The sequence below is a fragment of the Anabaena sp. FACHB-83 genome (assembly GCF_014697485.1).
In the GTDB taxonomy this organism is placed as follows: domain Bacteria; phylum Cyanobacteriota; class Cyanobacteriia; order Cyanobacteriales; family Nostocaceae; genus Nostoc_B.
Genome location: NZ_JACJRY010000003.1, coordinates 142,058 through 158,072 on the forward strand (window position 1 = coordinate 142,058; position 16,015 = coordinate 158,072).

General features: G+C 39.0%; 13 protein-coding genes. 9 read left to right on the forward strand and 4 right to left on the reverse strand.

Annotation, left to right across the window (positions count from 1 at the left end):
* Window positions 1-270 precede the first annotated feature (270 nt).
* The gene (locus H6G79_RS04770; RefSeq protein WP_190590004.1) at window positions 271-723 is read right to left on the reverse strand and encodes a rhodanese-like domain-containing protein; all 453 of its coding nucleotides are present in this window, start codon (window positions 721-723) and stop codon (window positions 271-273) included.
* A 137-nt stretch (window positions 724-860) separates the two neighbouring features.
* Entirely contained in the window at window positions 861-3,209 is a 2,349-nt protein-coding gene (locus H6G79_RS04775; protein WP_190590003.1) for an NACHT domain-containing NTPase, read from the reverse strand.
* A 525-nt stretch (window positions 3,210-3,734) separates the two neighbouring features.
* On the opposite strand from H6G79_RS04775, the gene H6G79_RS04780 reads away from it, so the two are divergent.
* The 5 genes from H6G79_RS04780 (at window position 3,735) to H6G79_RS04800 (ending at window position 7,539) form a co-directional block, all read left to right on the forward strand.
* On the forward strand, window positions 3,735-4,451 hold the full coding sequence (locus H6G79_RS04780) for a response regulator transcription factor (RefSeq protein ID WP_190590002.1): 717 nt from the start codon (window positions 3,735-3,737) through the stop codon (window positions 4,449-4,451).
* A gap of 559 nt (window positions 4,452-5,010) precedes the next feature.
* Complete coding sequence (locus H6G79_RS04785; RefSeq protein WP_190590001.1) at window positions 5,011-5,397, forward strand: hypothetical protein; 387 nt, start codon at window positions 5,011-5,013, stop codon at window positions 5,395-5,397.
* 76 nt (window positions 5,398-5,473) lie between these two features.
* Window positions 5,474-5,758: a hypothetical protein gene (locus tag H6G79_RS04790; RefSeq protein ID WP_190590000.1), complete on the forward strand. Its 285-nt coding sequence runs from the start codon at window positions 5,474-5,476 to the stop codon at window positions 5,756-5,758.
* 412 nt (window positions 5,759-6,170) lie between these two features.
* A complete protein-coding gene (locus H6G79_RS04795) occupies window positions 6,171-6,776 on the forward strand; it encodes a helix-turn-helix domain-containing protein (protein WP_190589999.1) in 606 nt (201 codons plus the stop codon).
* 28 nt (window positions 6,777-6,804) lie between these two features.
* Window positions 6,805-7,539, forward strand: coding sequence for a peptidylprolyl isomerase (locus tag H6G79_RS04800; RefSeq protein WP_190589998.1), 735 nt, complete (start codon window positions 6,805-6,807; stop codon window positions 7,537-7,539).
* 144 nt (window positions 7,540-7,683) lie between these two features.
* Here H6G79_RS04800 and lysS read toward each other — a convergent pair whose 3' ends face one another.
* Together lysS and glsA are read right to left on the reverse strand one after the other, a co-directional pair.
* On the reverse strand, window positions 7,684-9,369 hold the full coding sequence (gene lysS, locus H6G79_RS04805) for a lysine--tRNA ligase (RefSeq protein WP_190589997.1): 1,686 nt from the start codon (window positions 9,367-9,369) through the stop codon (window positions 7,684-7,686).
* Window positions 9,370-9,504: 135 nt separating this feature from the next.
* Window positions 9,505-10,497, reverse strand: coding sequence for a glutaminase A (gene glsA / locus H6G79_RS04810; protein WP_190589996.1), 993 nt, complete (start codon window positions 10,495-10,497; stop codon window positions 9,505-9,507).
* Between the two features lie 816 nt (window positions 10,498-11,313).
* Here glsA and H6G79_RS04815 point away from each other — a divergent pair.
* The 4 genes from H6G79_RS04815 (at window position 11,314) to H6G79_RS04830 (ending at window position 15,969) form a co-directional block, all read left to right on the forward strand.
* Window positions 11,314-12,423, forward strand: a complete 1,110-nt coding sequence (locus tag H6G79_RS04815) for a septal ring lytic transglycosylase RlpA family protein (protein ID WP_190589995.1) — start codon at window positions 11,314-11,316, stop codon at window positions 12,421-12,423.
* A 282-nt stretch (window positions 12,424-12,705) separates the two neighbouring features.
* Entirely contained in the window at window positions 12,706-14,310 is a 1,605-nt protein-coding gene (locus H6G79_RS04820) for a bifunctional pantoate--beta-alanine ligase/(d)CMP kinase (RefSeq protein WP_190589994.1), read from the forward strand.
* Window positions 14,311-14,898: 588 nt separating this feature from the next.
* Window positions 14,899-15,501: a superoxide dismutase gene (locus H6G79_RS04825; RefSeq protein WP_190589993.1), complete on the forward strand. Its 603-nt coding sequence runs from the start codon at window positions 14,899-14,901 to the stop codon at window positions 15,499-15,501.
* A gap of 261 nt (window positions 15,502-15,762) precedes the next feature.
* Window positions 15,763-15,969, forward strand: coding sequence for a hypothetical protein (locus H6G79_RS04830; RefSeq protein WP_190589992.1), 207 nt, complete (start codon window positions 15,763-15,765; stop codon window positions 15,967-15,969).
* Window positions 15,970-16,015 lie beyond the last annotated feature (46 nt).

A 16,015-nucleotide genomic window follows, 5' to 3' on the forward strand; every position in this document is an offset into this window, starting at 1 on the left:
TGAAGTCGCAGCTACACGAACAAAACCCACCTACGCAGGTTTCTCACTACACCTTTCAAAGCCTGTGCAGGGGAGCAGGGGAGAATGAGGTACTCTCTCCCCTGCCCCTCCGCACCTCTGCCCCTCTGCCCCATCAAACGCCTGAAGCTTGTGAGAAATGCGGGCTACGCGGGTTTCAAACCCCAGATTTAGCGTTAGTCCGCGTAGGCGGACTTTGTTTGTATAGCCACGAATTCTATTCGTTAGGGCTTGGTGCTATTTGACCAAAATCTAGACTTCTTTTTGCTGATTTTCGGCGTGGTTTTTCAGCCGAGAGACAACATTATAGTCATCTGCACCTGCGGGAGTTCTAGATTCCACAATACCTTCTGTTGAGCCGCCGATCGCCTTCCAGGCAGCTAAACCACCCTTGAGTTGAGAAACATGCACAAAACCAGCAGAACGCAGAACTTGTGCAGCTTGGGCAGATTCTTGATCATTACCACCGTAAATATAGATATCACGGCTTTTGTCTAAAGATGGTACAGATCGCTCTGCTAGTTCATCAATGGGCATAGGCATGGCTCCCATGATATGACCTTCGTTGTAGGTCTGGCGATCGCGCACATCTAAAATTGTCAAAGCTGGTTCGCCCCATTCCAAACGCGACTTAAGAACATGAGCATCAGATACCGGCTCAACTGGTGGCTGTTGAGGAATAATACCACCTATTAAGTTATTCATAAAATATCCTTAACTGACTTTGCTAAGAGCAATTTAACGAGATGAAGCTATTAGATTGCTCTTTCTCAGGTATGAATACTATAAAAGTCTTTCTTCCGGTATATTCGGTAGTTTTGGAAAATTAAAAACTCTATAATTCAGCTTTTGATTTCTGAGATTACTAACAACAAAGTTCCTTCAATTTCTTCTCTAATTGCAGGCGTTATCTTCCGGGACACATTCAGGCAATTTATCAGTAATTTATTCGCACTATAATATTGCTGAATTAATTCAATTTGCTGTTTACTAAACTGCCAATCATGACAAATATTGCGATATTGAATTAGGAGTTCCCTAAATTTTCCACTCCAGAATTTACCGTGTTCTATCCACCACTTACGAAATTTATGTGGATGATTTTGAGCATTTGGCAATTGTTTCTTGAGGTTGTGGAGAAATTGCTTAAATTGAGACTCAATAACTAAATTTAGGGCTTTATCAAAGGCAATATTTAACGCATGGGCATAGTCAAAGACAATAGCATCATTCAAAATATAATGACAGGCAAATTCCAGTTCAGCCGCACAAGCAAAAGTACTAGTCAAAAACTCATCAATCGCCAATTCTGGATTGAATGCTAAATTACCTAAAATAGCACGTTCCAGACCATAACTAGATGAATTACCAAATACTTGCTGTTGAGGACAATTACTTGCTTGCGAACACACTTCTAAAACACGACCGACACAAACTAAATAAAAAGCCCGAATTGCACCTGCTTTATATTGAGTAGCTACAGAATTTGATTTTTGATTGAGCCATAAGAAAAAATCTTGAATTTTCTGGTCATTAGCTACTAAATTATCTATTTTTTGTTTCATTAATTGCAGCATTATTTCTGCATTGGGCAACATACTCACAGTCAATAAGAAAATATTTTGCCAGCGTTTTTCGGTGATATGAGTAATTAGCTGATTTACAGACTGTTCATGGTAATTGATGACAAAATTTTTCGCCGTTAAATATTCTTGTAAAGCCAGATGAGAGAAAGAGTAAATACCGTGCGATCGCTGCACCAATAAACCATATTCAACCTCGATTATTTTCAACCATTTTTCACTATCGTGCAACTGCTGATTTACTAATTCTAAGTCAGTAGCATAGTAATTAAATTGACTTAAATACTGAGATATTAACGATTGTATGTGTTCTTGCTCAAAAAAATAATCTTCTTGCTCAAAAGTAATAGCCGCTATTTGTGCCAGGAGCTTTTTAGGATTAAATAACTTGAAGTTCTCTGTAATTGACTGTCTGTAAATACCTCTCACATCATCCCATCTACCCAGCAAAATATTTAAAGCTTGTTCATATAACTTAGCTACGTTAAATGTAAATTCAGATTTTGTGTGAAAAAATAAACAAATTAAATGTAATAATATTGGTGCGATCGCTAATTCGCGTAATTGCTTGTTTTCTGGCAAATTCAATTGATGAAGAAATAAATTTCCTATAGATTCGCCATCTTCCTTAGATTCCTTAGCAACTACTACAAACCATTGTTTTACAAAAATATCGGCTTGCTGCATATCAAAATCAGCAATTTCAACCTCAGTAAATCCTGGGAATTTATATTTTTGCGCCCCGATGCGACAACTAATTACAAAGCGATTTTTGTAATAAGTCTGAGAAAATCGCCGAATTTCTTGATTAACTTGATTGATATCTATCGTCGGTACTTCATCTAATCCATCTAAAAAAATTAATCCTTTGCCTTCAGTTAAAACATTTTGCGTTGATTCTGCTTCAATGCCACAACTAACAAATTCTTGGCTAATATACTTCAATAAACTCAAATCACTATTATCTTTCAAGTCTTCAGCAAAGTCTTTCAGGTTAATAAAAATAGCTACATAACTCGGTTGAAATTGACCTTGATTACACTCAAGCGCCAAATATTTTAAGAATATTGTTTTACCTGTACCTGGTTTACCCAATATCATCAACTTTGAGTAAAGTGATGCTACTTCTAAACCTAGTAATTTTTTTTGGTTAAATTCTTGTAGTAAATCATCAATTTCTAACCATCTTTGACTTGTGATTGTTTCTAATATATATATAGGAGTATATATATCACGCAATGGAATTGTCTGAGCAATATCCATCATTTGTAAAGTACCGCACTGGTCTTGAATTTTGTCTTGGCGCTTTTGACGTATTTCCTGCACCAATATATTTAAATCTCTATTATTAGTTTGTGATTTAGCACTAGCATCTGAAGTTATATCTTCCGGTAGGGCAGCAATTTTTTGCCAAGATAACCCTAAATGTTGACAAATTTGTACAAAGCAACTGCGCGAAACTGGTTCACCTGCAAAAAACTTGGATACGGGTTGACGTGTAATACCTAAAGCTATGGCTAATTTGTGTTGGCTTAAAGTTTTGTCAGTTAAAGCTGTTTTTGCAGCTCTAATACCTTCTGAGGAAGCTCGGAGTCCTTGGCTGGTCATACAATCAGCTTTTTAAGTGTATTTTCTTACAAGTAGGAATGTAGCTGCACGTAGACCCACCCTGGACAGATGGCTTGACTTTTCCAAAACAGTTGACTTTGGAAAATTGAGAGTCAAACATTTTAGCAAATTTCAGTTGAGTCTAGCTGGATATGCCATTGACTTTCTGTCTGAAGGGTATTTGTTCTTTAAAAATCCTCAATAAATTGAATTTCTTTTAAAGATAAGAGTACTTAATTATACGGTTATGTTCAAAAACATACAAAAATCATACAAAACTTATACATTTGGTATGCAATATGATGGCTGAAGTTTTCCGAAATTTAATAGAAAATTAAGTGTATCTCAGTAGAGTAGTGTCCATGTCTGGCAAAAACTCGTTTATGTCTAAGTAATCAACTTGGGTAAATGTCAAGAAAATCTAAAAAATCTTTGTAATTGATAGACTTTTCCACAGTGGCTTCTCGTATGCCCAAAAAACTATCTCAACTACGAGTTGCCCAATGAATCATAGGCTAGAACTTTATGGTTATGCTTCCTGTTACAAATCCCAAAATTTTGGTTGTAGATGATGACTTTGGTGTCCGTAATCTAATCTATCGTTTTCTCGGTCGAAAATATCAAATAGAGTCTGCGGCAGATGGCAAAACGGCGTTATCGTTATTTGAGCAATTTGATCCAGCTTTAGTAATTTTAGATTGGAATTTACCTGATATCAGTGGCTACAATTTGTGCGAAGAAATGCAGAGTCGAACGAATGTCTTAGTCATGATCCTAACCAGTAGAAATGCGGAAGAAGATAAAATTAAGATTCTTTCGGCGGGTGCTGATGACTTTTTGACTAAACCATTTAGTCTCGCGGAGGTAGAAGTCAGAGTACAAGCACTGTTAAGACGTATACGTTCTATCAACCCATCTCCTGTACAACGCTTGATATTTAAGCAATTAGCCATTAACCCAGAAGGTAGAGAAGTCACACTCAATGATAAGCCGCTAAATTTAACAGCATTAGAGTTTAATATTTTACATTTTTTAGCGAGTCATCCTGGCCAAGCTTGGAGTCGTCCACAACTCATCCAAAAAATTTGGGGTTGCGACTATGTGGGCGATGGACGTGTTGTTGATGTACACATTGGTCAATTACGCAAGAAATTAGAAGTTGATCAAAATGTACCTGAGTTTATTAAGACAGTCCGGGGCTACGGTTATAAATTTGAATTGCCAGAAGTAACTAGTGCTTAATCAGTGAATCACCTCACTGTAATTTACGCTTTAATTTATAAATCATTTTTTATCAACTCAAATTGCCGAATATCTTGATATTTCGGATCAGGTTTGGTTAGGTGCTACAAAGACTTTATATTATCCAGTGCAAGGGAGTTGAGTTTGTATAGCCGCGATTGTCAATTATCTACTCTTCTATTTATAGCAACATCTTTTGTCTTTTTTAAAGACAAAAGATGTCTAATTATGTCGTTGAATTATTGAATCTGACTAATGGAGATTTCCGAGCGATCGCACATTGCTTGTGACTAATATTGATAATCGAAATTACAATTAAAATTGTGATTTTATCTTTGTTTTTAATTTATCAAATATCTGCATAATAATTCATCCATTGCATAGTAAAATTAATATTTTACCTGCGGACATAATTAGTCATTTTAGGACGTAATTATCTTCTTGACGCTATTGAATAACAGATTTTTTTTCATAAAAATGTTCAGTATGAATTAGGCGATGCAAGCTTGATCCATACATAAACAAATGTTTTCTGCCAATTTTGATTGGAGGAAAAAGAATGGAAAAAATGAATAAATCTGAAGCAAATCCTGTGGGTGCTAAACTTTTCACAGATGCCGAAAGCTTTTTAGAAGACTTAGGTGATACAGCAGCGATGGCTGTACAAGGAGGAGAAGGTGCTTTTTTCCTTCCATATATTGCCTACGGTCAGAAGTTTCTAGAGTACGGCGTGAACGGATTTGCAATCAATAATATTGCATCCATCGCCAAGTCATTTAGTGCTGCTGGTGTCGGTGCTGCTGGGGTTGGTAATGGAGACGATACTGGCGGTGCTGGTAATAGTGGTGTTGGTGGTGCCGGTAATGGCGGTGTTGGTAATGGTGGCAGTGCTGGGGGTGTTAGTTCTGCGCCAGGCCTCAGTGGCACTATTACCTATAAGTTGTAGTTTTCTAACAACTAAAAATCTCAAAATCAACAACAAAACAACGAACAATTCACGCTATTAAATCGGAGAAAAAACAATGGTCAAGATGAATGTATCTGCTATCAATCCTACTGGTTCTGAATTATTTACAGATTCCGAAAACTTTCTCGAAGACTTAACTGATACAGACGCAATGGCTGTACAAGGAGGAGAAGGAGCTTTGTTTCTCCCATACATTGCCTATGGTCAGAAGTTTCTAGAGTATAGCGTGAACGGATTTGCGATCGCTAATATTGCATCAGTCGCCAAGTCATTCAGTGCTGCTGGTCTTGGTGGTGCTGGTGGTGGTGCCGGTGGTAACGGTGGTGCTGGCGCTGTTTGATAGATTGTCATTTGTTAGTCTATAGGATTCATTTATTAATAGCTGAATCCTACTAAAATCGGATGATTACTAGTAAATTCATTGATGATTGTTAGCCATTAATTACTTTCCTTAGTTTTAAGTATTTATCTTAGACTAAGGATTTTTTATAATTTAAATTCCATAAATATTTTATACATTTAATTTTCACTTATTAGGAAAATAATAATTTCAATCCTGCTAAAGATAGAAATTAAAGTACATATCACCCATCTAATTTACTACTATTTATGGCTGTGATTGGCATAAATGTTTTACTAATATTAAATCTATTCAAATCAGGAACAAATTATCTATTGCATAAATTTAAGTTAGCCATAATCAAATCCCCATTTAGATTGATTTTTCTCTTTGGATAAGGTTTTGAGGATATATGTCACATAAAATCAATCAATTTCCAGATTTAGAAAGCTATAAAATCAATCCCAGCAAGCTTTTAACACCTTTTCAGAAAAAAATTTTGCTCAAAAATTTACAAACAAATTTACAACCTGAATATCGTCGCCGTATCGAAGTTATGTTGCTGGCAGATCAAGGTCAATCTCCAAGTAAAATTTGTCAAATATTAGGCTGTTCTTACCACATGGCAAGATATTGGACTAGTATTGCTAAAGCTGGATTAGCTCACCAATGGCAGGAACAAAAAATAGGTCGTCCAAAACTTATTAATGAGCAATATCTCGACCGCCTAAAACAATTAGTCACTCATAATCCTCAAGAATATGGCTATCCGTTTCAAAACTGGACTGCACAATGGTTAAGTAAACATTTAGCTAATGAAATGAGCATTAAGATTACCGAACGTCACATCAGTCGGTTACTTAAACAAATGGGACTTTCCACAAAACAAAAAAATAATTCTAACCAACAAGAAACTAAGGATATGAAAGATTCAGAAATTATAATATATGATTTGTATTTAAATGGTGAAAATAATAATTTATCAGAATTATTTGATTTTGTGAATACTTATGAATAGAGAGTATTTTTCAAACAGGGATAAATTGATGAATGATGTTTTCATTATTGCTTCGGAAGATATATTGTATCAACTCAAGCTTTCTTGCCAACTGCCAGATATAATTGCTGCGATCGCAACTCGCAAGATTATTACTGATGCTGCTACTAAAGCAGATATAGAAATTAAAGCAGGAGAGCTTCAGCAAACAGCAGATAAATTGCGTTTAGTAAAAAAACTGATCACAGCCAAAGATACTGAAACATGGCTAGAAAAACATTATCTGTCTCTCAATGAATTCAAAGAATTAGTTCAAACTTCTTTACTGTCTGCCAAGTTAGCTGAATATCTCTTTGCTGAACAAGTCAAATCTTTCTTTGCGGCACATCAGCTTGATTACACTCAATCTATCACCTATGAAGTTGTTTTAGATGACGAAGAGTTAGCTTGGCAGCTATTCTATGAACTGCAAGAAAATAACATATCTTTCCAAAATATTGCTCAACAATACATCCAGGAACCAGAATTACGTCGTCTAGGTGGATATTGTGGAATCAGATATCGTAGTGATGTGATACCAGAAATTGCTAATTATGTTTTTACTGCCCATCCGCCACAGATTCTTAAGCCCATTCTCACACATAAAGGAGTGCATCTAATTTGGGTTGAAGAAATTATTCAGCCTCATTTAGATGAAAAATTACGCTGCAAAATTCTCCGAGATTTGTTTGCTAGTTGGTTACAGCAACAACTGGAGGAAATGAGAATTGTGGTGCAAATTTAATCTCGGTATCAACTTTTAATAGCGTAGGTTGGGTGGAGGAACGGAACCCAAAATCATCACATATCTTGCACCAAGCCCCGACGAATGGAATTCGCGGCTATAAAAACAAAGTCCGCCTACGCGGACTTTCATTAATCACATATCTCAACTTAGTTGTTCATACTTAAATTTCCCCTTAATAAACTTATTAAAATATTGACCTTTAGATGGTGCATTATCTAAGTCGTCCTTGACATTAGGAGGTACTTTAAAATACTGATAAACACTTCCACTATCAAATTCAAGAGTCAGCGTTTGAGTTTTTGAATCATAGCTAAATTCCTTAATAAAGCTACCTTCTGGTTTGAGTAAGGGGAAAGCGATGACATCCCGAATGCTTGCGGAGTCAGTTAATAACATGACTAACCGATCAATGCCAATACCTAAACCGCCTGTAGGTGGCATTCCATATTCCAGGGCGGTGAGGAAGTCTTCATCTACACTTTGGGCTTCTAAGTCACCAGCAGCTTTACGGGCGGCTTGGGCTTCTAAACGTTCCCTTTGATCGATAGGATCTGTTAACTCTGAGAAGCTGTTAGCAGTTTCGCGTCCCACAATAAATAACTCAAATCGTTCTACCAAACCCGGTTGAGAACGATGGGGTTTTGCGAGTGGCGAAATTTCTACAGGATAGTCAATGACGAAGGTAGGTTGAATTAAATTTGTTTCTACCTTTTCTTCAAAAGCTAAATTGAGTAACTTGCCAATTGATTCGGCTTCATCTGTACCAGGAATACCCGCATTTTTGGCTGCGGCTTTTGCGTCTGACAAACTTTGGAAAGAATTAAAGTCTAAGCCTGTGACTTCTTTCACTAAGTCGTGCATTGTCACCCTCCGCCAAGGTGGTGTTAAATCTACAGTTTCACCTTGGTAGGTAATTTGCAATGTGCCGAGAACTTCTTGGGCGACGCTGGTAATAATGCCTTCCGTCAGCGCCATCATATCGTTGTAGTCGGCGTAGGCTTGGTAAATTTCAATTGAGGTAAATTCGGGGTTGTGTCTGGTGGAAATTCCTTCATTGCGGAAAATCCTTCCCATTTCAAATACTTTTTCAAAACCACCGACAATCAACCGCTTGAGATGGAGTTCTGTGGCAATTCGCAGATACAGTTCCATTTCTAGGGTGTTGTGATAGGTGATGAAAGGACGTGCATCTGCACCACCAGCTTCACTTTGCAAAACAGGCGTTTCAATTTCGAGGAAATCTCGCTGTTCCAAATAGCGGCGAATACCGGCGGTGATTTGGGCGCGACGGCGAAAAGTTTGGCGGACTTCGGGGTTAACAATCAAGTCAACGTATCGCTGACGGTAGCGTTTAGCAACATCTGTTAATCCATGCCACTTGTCGGGTAGGGGCAGAAGGGATTTGGTGAGGATGGTGTATTGTTTGACGTAGACTGATAATTCGCCCTTTTCAGTCCGTTTAATTGTGCCTTTAACTCCTAGAATATCGCCTGCATCTGTGAGTTGCTTCAGGTGGTTGAAAGCTTCAGCATCAATTTCTGCCATGCTTTCTTGGATACGATTTTTCTCCAGATAAAGCTGTATGGTGCCGGTTTCGTCTTGCAAGGTGAAGAATGCTAGTTTACCGAAAACACGCCGCGCCATAATGCGTCCTGCGATCGCAACTTCTAAGTCAACTTCTTCACCACTAGCTAAATCAGCAAATTTTTCCTGCAATTGGGCAGCGTTATGGGTGGATTCCCAACGATAGGCGTAGGGATTAGCCCCTAACTGCTTAATCTGGTCTACTTTTTCCAGCCTTGCGGCACGGATATCTTCTTCCGACATGGTAACGAACTAAAATAGGGCAAGATTAATTATAGATGCTGCAATCAAGTGGGCGCTGACAAAATAACTAAGTTCGCTGCGACTGTTGAGTGAAATTAAACATAGCAGTTCTAAATAACTGACAAAAAAATCTACTCACTCCCCACTCTCGATTTTTGAGCTTCCACCCCCGCAAGCAAACATGTGTAGACATAACTGCTGGGAAAGTTCTTTACAAACTTCAACTCCCCGCACGCTGTTACCTCGCGCATCTAAGGGTGGCGAAAATACTCCAATACCCATTTGATTGGGGACAACTGCAAAAATTCCGCCACAAACGCCACTTTTAGCGGGAATACCGACTGTATACGCCCATTCGCCAGCAAAGTTGTACATTCCACAGGTGTACATGACGCTGAGAATATCCTTTATATATTGATGATCTACAGCTCGTTCGCCTGTGATGGGGTTTATTCCTTTGTTTGCCAATGTCGCGGCCATCACGGCTAAGTCGTGACAATTCACTATCACAGCACATTGCTTGAAATAAAGGTCTAATGCTTCTTCAAGATTTTGGTCAATCATACCAAAGTTCAGCATCAGGTGAGCCATTGCGCGGTTGCGATGTCCGGTGCTGCGTTCGGAAGTAAATACAGACATATCGACGAATACATCATGACCAGTGTAGCGGCGAAACATTTTTAAGACGCGGTTGAGGCGTTCGGTTGCACCATCTCCTTTAATTAAGCTGGTGGTGGCGATCGCACCGGCATTTACCATTGGGTTATATGGTCGCTTCGATCGCTCATCTAAAATAATTGAGTTGAATGCTTCTCCAGTCGGTTCTACTCCCACTCTTGTCAACACATAATCTCGCCCATGATCTTCTAGTGCTAGTCCATACGCAAAAACTTTCGACATGGACTGGATAGTAAATAGTTGTTGATAATCTCCAACTTCATACACTTGGCCATCTACAGTCACGATGCAAATGCTAAATAAATCCGGGTTTACTTTGGCTAATTCTGGAATATAGTTGGCGACTGCACCTTCTTGCAAAGACTTGTACTTAGAATGCAAGTCTTGGAGAACGGACAACAATGATGATGAATTTATTTCTAAATCTCCTGAATTTGCTTGTTTTGCCATGAAGCTAATAGTTTATATAAGAAAATCATAAATGATCAATTAGTTTAATTTTGAGGTAACTTTTGCTACATTGTAAAACTCGTTAATATACGTCCATCCGCTTTTTTTAATTTTCTCATTCTTATTTTTCTTTTAATTGTAAAAAATATTAGTTGTAAAAGCACCGATTTTTTTTGCTCCTGACTGCTAAAAATACGGGTTTTCTATATTACTTTTGTTTCTCGTAAAAACAGTATATTTCCTTGTAATTATTCACTACATGAGTTTTTTTAAAACATTCATGTTTTTTGTCAATCGAAGGATACATTCTGCCCAAAAACCTTGATTTAAGAAGTTTGTAAGCAATTCTAAAGATTGTATGAATCTAGTCTAAATCAGTATTGACACTGGTTTTTTCACTTCAATATATTTAAAGCTTATAGTTTATATTTAAAAAAAATATATGTTCTATAACATACAAATTTTTTGAGGAAACTAACAGGTAAATCGCACAAATTTCGCCAAAATCGAATCTGAGAGGATTGTAAAGTTTTAATAAGAAAAATGTTCGTAGCCGAAAAAAACGCTACACACCCAAAATCCGCATTTGAACAAGGTTTCACTGTTTTGATGAGCATTTAAATTTGAGAAATTGAAGTTTGATTACGCTAAAACCCTGATCCCCAAGTCCAAAAGTTCGTGTTAGTCTGTTGCAGTTATGAAAAACAAAGTGAAAGCGGAACGAGTTCGATTTTAAGGAAAACTTTTGCTGTTTATGGCAATAAATTCCGTTAATCAAAAAAACTACTGTTCTACAGTCGCTTGAAAATTGGACGCATGAACCAAAGACATTTGTGGACTATTGTCGCCTTGTTTGTGACTCTTACCGGGATACCCTCAATGGGTCGCACTCAAACTACAACTCAAACCACCAAGGAAATTCAACCAGTTTCCCGAAAATCACCAGCAGGTGATGTGGTTAAGGTAGGTGAGTACCAATCCCCTACAGAGCAACAAAACTCGGATGCTGTGATTACAAGCATTCATACTCACAGCATTAGGGGTCTTCAGGCGGCAACCCTGTACATCCGGAACATACCAGTACTCACTTTCGTGGGTTCCAAGCCAGTTGCGAGTAGTGAAACGAAACAAGGTGTTGTAGGAGAAGGACGGGGCGTGCAGTCGTACGCCCTTATTGCTGGAAACTCAACTCAAGTGGCAAGTACTGGCAATGTAGTAAGTTCCGGGAACCAAGTCGGCGCACTAGAAAATGACCCAGTTCAAAGAGCTAGTGCGATCGCAGCCAAAATCAACCAACTGATTCAAGACAACGTTGATGCCAAGGAAATCACAGTCAGTTGGAAAGATAGCAAGACTGCTAATCTCGCCCAAGATAAAAGCTCTACTGCACAGCAACAGTCTAGCGATCGCTATACAATCAAAATCAAAGACCAAGAATTGGTGGAAATCAACGAAAATACCCGCCTAGCAGACACCACCAAAAATCTTGCACAAGACGCATTACAAGCAACTAACCGCCTACGCAGACTGATTGGTAACGCATCTCCCATCGATAAAATCGCTAATTTACCATCGCGTTCACCATTGTCTATCCCACCGTTACCACAACAAATTGCCGTTGGTAACGTCAGACTTACCTTTAGAGGCATGGCTTCCTTTTATGGCTATGATGGCTCAGGCAGCATGACAGCCAGTGGGCAAAGATTTAATCCTGAAGCCATGACTGCTGCACACCGCACCTTACCCTTTGGGACAAAAGTTCGTGTCACCAATACCCGTAATGGTCGTTCTGTCGTAGTACGGATTAACGATCGCGGCCCATACATCCGGGGTCGAGTCATTGACTTATCTACTGCTGCTGCTCGTACTATCGGCATGATTGGTAGTGGTGTAGCACCAGTGCATATCGAAGTACTGGGACGATAAGTCTGAGGTAATTTGTCAGGATGCCAGGACAGTTTGACATAATTTTGGATTTCTCAGTTCCCAATCCAAAATCTCAAATATCAAATCCAAAATTTATTGGCTGTTCGGCGTAGTGTTTTCCCTCAACGCGCTTGGCGCAAATTAATGACAAAGGCTCAATTTAAAATCTCATCCTGCATCCTGCAAATTTACCTATTTTTGATATTCCCCTAGTTCTCACATCTTTTCCCCAATTTCAGATATAAACTAACGGGGGAGGGTTAGAAGAACTAGGGGAATTTTGTGCGCCTGTTGACAACAGTCGCAGCTTTACGCTGCTATTTAAATAAACTTCGCTCAGACAGCCAACTAACAGTTTCAGAGGATCTGGTGGCAGATGAAATGAGCAGTTGGGATCGGACAGCAGTCGGTTTGGTACCGACAATGGGCGGCTTACATCAAGGCCATTTAAACTTAATTAAACGCGCCAGACAAGAAAACTCAACGGTGATTGTCAGTATTTTTGTCAATCCCTTGCAATTTGGCCCTAACGAAGATTATGCACGCTATCCGCGCACATTAGAGCAAGACCAAAAACTATGTGAAAATGCGGGAGTTGATGCAATTTTTGCACCTACTCCGGACGTGATGGGAGTAAGAGCGAAAAATATACAAGATTCTTTAATTACCCAAGTCATTCCCCCATCTGCTATGATATTAGGTTTGTGTGGCCGTTCTCGGCTGGGTCACTTTCAGGGTGTAGCAACGATTGTGACAAAGCTTTTGAATTTGGTACAGCCTGACCGCGCCTACTTTGGTCAAAAAGATGGTCAGCAACTAGCGATTATTAAACGACTAGTGGCTGATTTAAATTTGCCTGTAGAAATTGTTGCTTGTCCGACAGTCCGAGAAGCTTCTGGTTTAGCTTTTAGTTCGCGCAATCAGTATTTGAGTGCAGCTGAAAAAGAGCAAGCGGCAGTTTTATATCGAGGCTTAAAAAAAGCTGAGGCTGCTTTTAAATCTGGTGTGCGCCATAGCAGCCAGCTAATAGCAGTGGTAAAACAAGAAGTGGCTAGGGTAAATACTGTTTTATTGGAATATATTGAATTGGTTGAACCGACTACGTTAATGTCATTAGAAACAATTGAGGAGGAAGGAATGCTGGCGATCGCAGCTCGTCTTGGTTCTACACGTTTGATTGATAATACCATTTTGCGCGATCGCCAACCCATCATCGCTATTGATGGGCCAGCCGGAGCCGGGAAATCTACTGTAGCACGCCAAGTCGCTGCGGAGCTAGGGTTAGTATACTTAGATACGGGGGCGATGTATCGAGCGATGACTTGGTTAGTGATTCAAAAAGGAATTGCCCTGGATGATGAATGCGCGATCGCCGAATTAGCTCATACTTGTAAAATTGAACTCACTCCCAGTCAAGATTTAAAATCCCCCGTGCGGGTTTGGATTGATAATGTTGATGTAACACAGCAAATTCGTACTGTTGAGGTCACATCTAAAGTATCTGCGATCGCAGCCCAAACTGCTGTACGTCAAGCTTTAGTTAACCAACAGCAAAACTGGGGTAAAAAAGGTGGTTTAGTCGCCGAAGGACGAGACATTGGTAGCCATGTCTTCCCCGATGCAGAAGTGAAAATCTTTTTAACCGCCTCAGTGAGTGAACGCGCTCGTCGTCGCCAGCAAGACTTTAAAAAACAAGGTCAACCCGAAGTTAGTTTAGAACAACTAGAACGGGACATAGCAGAACGCGACTGGAAAGATAGCACTCGCAAAGTTTCCCCCTTACAAAAGGCGGCGGATGCAGTCGAACTTCAAACCGATGGGATGAACATCTCTGAAGTTGCAGCCCAAATCATTAACTACTACCATCAAAAATTATCTCAATGGTAATCATAGAGATGAGTATCTAGTTTTCCTGACAGCCGAGTGGTGAGTAACTCATGACCTACCCACCACTTGTATATCTGATTGTAATTAACTATATATAGTTTGACTTTAGCGTTGTAGATTATATTTTAAGAACTTTAAAAATTAATTCATCCCACTTAAGGCTGAGTTGCCAAGTTTCTCATAACTACACCTTAAGGTAGAAGTATCTTAGGTTAAGAATTAACTAAATATATGTGTGGGCAAATTGCTTCCACAATATTATAAACTCTGACTGTAAAAACCAAAGTTAATTGCCAAAGCATTACCTCTTTTCATTCCCCCCGGCTCTGGGGGGAATATCTTTCTATGTTTAAAATACCTCAGCATTTAAATATTAGTTGTTTTTATTTAAAGCTCTGATAGCATCGGCATTTGACTTATAGCAAAAGTCTTTTGTTTTCATTATCACTTTGGTAGTAGAATGACGATGTTAAGTTTTATGATTCTTGAGTTCAAGGACATCAAAACTCATAAACACAAAACCTGTAATTTTCTAAGCTTCCAGTAATAGCTTTAGGCCGGGAAACTGTAAAGAGAGGATTTCATAAAATGGCATTTACACAGCCCCCCTTACCCTTTGACTTTAATGCTTTAGAGCCTTATGGTATGAAAGCTGAAACTTTCGAGTATCACTATGGCAAGCATCACAAAGCTTATGTCGATAACCTCAACAAGCTCACTGAAGGTACCGAACTAGCTGATAAATCCTTAGAAGAAGTAATCCAAATCTCCTTTAAAGATTCCTCTAAAGCAGGTATCTTCAACAACGCGGCGCAAGTTTGGAACCACACCTTCTTTTGGAACAGCTTAAAACCAGCAGGTGGCGGCGCACCCACTGATGAAGTTGCAGCCAGAATTGACAAAGACTTTGGTAGCTTCGACAAATTCAAAGAAGAGTTCTCCAATGCTGCTGCTACTCAATTTGGTAGCGGTTGGGCTTGGTTAATTGATGATGGTGGTACTCTCAAGGTCATTAAAACACCTAACGCCGAGAACCCCTTAGCCCACGGCAAAAAAGCATTACTCACCCTTGACGTTTGGGAACATGCTTATTACATCGACTTCCGCAATGCGCGTCCTGCATTCATTAAGAATTTCTTAGACCAATTGGTTAACTGGGACTTCGTTGCGGAAAATTTGGCTAAAGCATAATATCTATCTGGCAGAAGGTGATTGTACACTTCTGCTAGATATCTAAAGTACAGATATTCAATTGATATCGAAAATATCAGCAACAGTCACGACTTATATTCGTGGCTGTTTTTGCTTCAGTTAAATATTCTGCGAACACGGTAGAAGCGATCGCTCCTCTGAATTATCTTGAAAGATAGAGAGTCGGAATTTGAAAGCCGCGTCGGTAATCAACTTCTTAATTCTTTTTGCCAAAAAAAACATTAAAAAAAGCAAAATATTATGGATAGCACAGAACTAGCACAATATCTCGAAGCCACGGATAGCATCACTAAACCTTGGATGCTGGTACAACTACGCCTGAAGAAATTACAAGAACGCCGCGACACAATTTCTGAAGATACCTACGCGAATGAGTTAGCCGATATTCACCAAGATTTAATGAATTTGGGTGAATGGTGGCGCGGTATAGAAGATGAGGTCTTCTAATGCGGTAATATCAATAGTCCATAGTCAACCAATTTTGGATTTTAGA